At 45.3% G+C, this 2,696-nt stretch carries 3 protein-coding genes; all 3 read left to right on the top strand.

Annotated elements, in window-relative coordinates:
- Nucleotides 1-323 precede the first annotated feature (323 nt).
- From B3M51_RS05935 to B3M51_RS05925, 3 genes are read left to right on the top strand one after another with little or no spacing between them, the layout of a single operon-like run.
- On the top strand, nucleotides 324-644 hold the full coding sequence (locus B3M51_RS05935; protein WP_292483216.1) for a PepSY domain-containing protein: 321 nt from the start codon (nucleotides 324-326) through the stop codon (nucleotides 642-644).
- Nucleotides 645-646: 2 nt separating this feature from the next.
- Nucleotides 647-1,309 (top strand): response regulator transcription factor, encoded by a 663-nt coding sequence (locus tag B3M51_RS05930; protein ID WP_292483214.1) that lies wholly within the window; start codon nucleotides 647-649, stop codon nucleotides 1,307-1,309.
- The gene (locus tag B3M51_RS05925) at nucleotides 1,306-2,631 is read left to right on the top strand and encodes a sensor histidine kinase (protein WP_292483212.1); all 1,326 of its coding nucleotides are present in this window, start codon (nucleotides 1,306-1,308) and stop codon (nucleotides 2,629-2,631) included. Before B3M51_RS05930 ends, B3M51_RS05925 begins: the two co-directional genes overlap by 4 nt.
- Nucleotides 2,632-2,696: the final 65 nt, after the last annotated feature.

The following is a 2,696-nucleotide window of genomic DNA, read 5'->3' as shown; positions in this document are numbered from 1 at the left end:
TTTTAGTTGTTCTAAATAAGCGACGAGCAAAGCTTCCGCATCCTGCTCACGCCCCTGACCTACATCCATGTAGGCCACGCAGAGTGGCGCTTTTTCAGTCACCACCCGAAGGGCTGGGACTATTTTTGCGACCGCCTGCGTTGTCAAACACTTATTTAGGAAAGCTACATGGCGTGCTTTCCGCCTTGTAGGACACAAAAATAGCCTCCAGCAGTGGTGGAGATGAAAGTTCAACAAGCCCTAACAGATGAAAGCAGTTAAGCTTAAATTAAGGCTGATTCGATACCATACGGATTAACCATAAAGACTTTTTTGGGAAAATTATGCAACGTTCATTTTCTTTAGTACTTCATTTAATAGGCTTGACGCTTGTTTCAGGGCTTCTCGCAAGCCCGGTGATGGCTAAAGATGTCAGTCACTCTGAAGCACGAATGCTGCGTGAGTCCGGAAAGATTCTGCCATTAGAAAGCATTCTTGAAACCGCCAATAACTATCGTAAAGGCGAAGTTATTGATACGGAGCTTGAGCGGGATGACAGTTTGCTGGTTTACGAAATTGAAATACTGGATGATCAGGGACGGGTTTGGGAACTTGAATTTGATGCAACAAATGGTGACTTGCTCGAACTCGAACTGGACGATTAAACATGCGGATATTGCTCGTTGAAGATGATGTGCAGATGGGCCCAACGCTACAGAATGCCTTATCACAAGCAGGCTATGCCGTTGATTTGTCTGTCGATGGTATTGATGCTGAAGCCCTGGGTGATATTGAACCCTATGATCTGATTGTTCTGGATCTGGGGTTACCCAAACGATCCGGGATGGAAGTACTGCAAAACTGGCGTAATCGTAATAATCATGTTCCCGTGGTTATTCTCACTGCAAGAGGCAGCTGGGAAGAAAAAGTGCAGGGGTTTAAAGCGGGCGCTGATGATTACGTTGCTAAGCCGTTTCAGACAGAAGAGTTATTGGCTCGGATCAGTGCGGTGCTCAAGCGTAGCTCAGGTACCAGCGGAGGACCATTACAGGTTGCCGGATTATTGCTTGATGAAGATGCCCAGTCCGTTAAATTAAAAGATGGCCGTTTTTTTAATTTAACTGGGACGGAATTCCGACTGCTACGTTACTTTATGCTACATCCAGGACAGGTGATTTCAAAAAGCCGACTGACAGAACATGTCTATGAATATGACAGTGATAGAGATAGCAATGTTATTGAAGTTTATGTCAACCGACTACGTCAGAAGGTAGGCACAGATTTGATTCAAACCCGTCGTGGGCAAGGCTATATTTTCGGATCGGTATGAGCTCACTAAAACGCCGACTGTCGATTGGTCTGACGTTTACTCTCAGCCTGTTAATTTTGCTGCAATGGGCACTTATAACGCTGGTTATTGAACGTGTTACTGAAACACAACTTCTGGAACGGCTGGAAAGCGAAACTGAAGGGCTACTGGCCAGCGTCGAAATTAATCCTGACGGTTCATTCGACCTCAGCTCGCTTCGTCTCAGCAGTTTGTATCAACGACCTTTTTCTGGTCATTACTACGTAGTATGTACTGAACAAACCTGTAAACAGTCGCGATCTTTATGGGATGAATCATTAACCATCGAACAGCTTGCCAGTGGACAGAAGCGCCAAACATTAATCGATGGCCCGAATGATGAAAGACTATTCAGCCTGCAGCGTGGCTATTTCAAGCAAGGACAAAGCCTGACTATTATGGTGGGGCAAAATATCAGTGAACTGGATGAAGATATATTGCATTTCCAGATGCTGTATTCACTGGTATCAGGTATTGGTCTGATTGTATTGCTGATAATTCAGTGGTTGATCGTTGGCAAAGCATTACAGCCTTTACAGCGTCTCCAGCAACAACTCTCAAGATTACGCAGAGGTGAAACGGAAAAAATTGAAACTCAAGGGCCTGATGAAATTCAGCCCATGATACAAGAGCTGAATCGTCTATTAGTCACCATGACGCGTAAAACGCAGCGCTCACGTGCCGCGTTAGGTAATCTGGCACATGCTCTAAAAACACGTCTGACGCTCTTGAATCAAACCGCCGAAAGTGCTGAACTGAAAACGCTTCCGAATACGCAAAAGGCATTACATCAGGTCAGCCGTGACATGGGGCAAACCATCGAAAGAGAATTAAAACGTGCCCGTTTATTAGGTTCGCCGATGCCGGGTCAAAAAGTCGATCTGGAACATGAAATAGCCGAGCTGAGCCGGACTTTACAGTTACTTTATCGAGATAAATCACCGGTTATCGACTGGGAAATTGAACCCGATTTACTGTTTTTTGGTGATCGTGAAGATTTGCTGGAGATGCTGGGTAACTTACTGGAAAATGCCTGTAAATGGTGCCGTAAACGCGTCAACATCACTGTTTATCAAAACCATTATTGTTATTTTGTGGTTGAAGATGATGGTCAGGGCTGTGATGAAAATAAATTGTCACAATTACCACAACGAGGCTTCAGGGCAGATGAGTCGGTACCTGGCAGTGGGCTTGGCTTAGCCATAGTGTCTGACATCGTGGAAAGTTATAGCGGCGAAATGTTGTTCAGTCGATCTGCGATGGGTGGATTGAAAGTGGAAGTACGACTGCCGTTAATTGTTTAAGGAATCCGCCTTGGCGGATTTCCTGGGACATGTTGATCTTTGATCTCCGCCTCTGTTGTGAGCTG

The sequence above is a fragment of the Methylophaga sp. UBA2689 genome (assembly GCA_002354555.1).
GTDB lineage: Bacteria > Pseudomonadota > Gammaproteobacteria > Nitrosococcales > Methylophagaceae > Methylophaga.
Note: the sequence above shows the minus strand (reverse complement) of the source record. Positions and strands in the feature narration are given on the sequence as shown.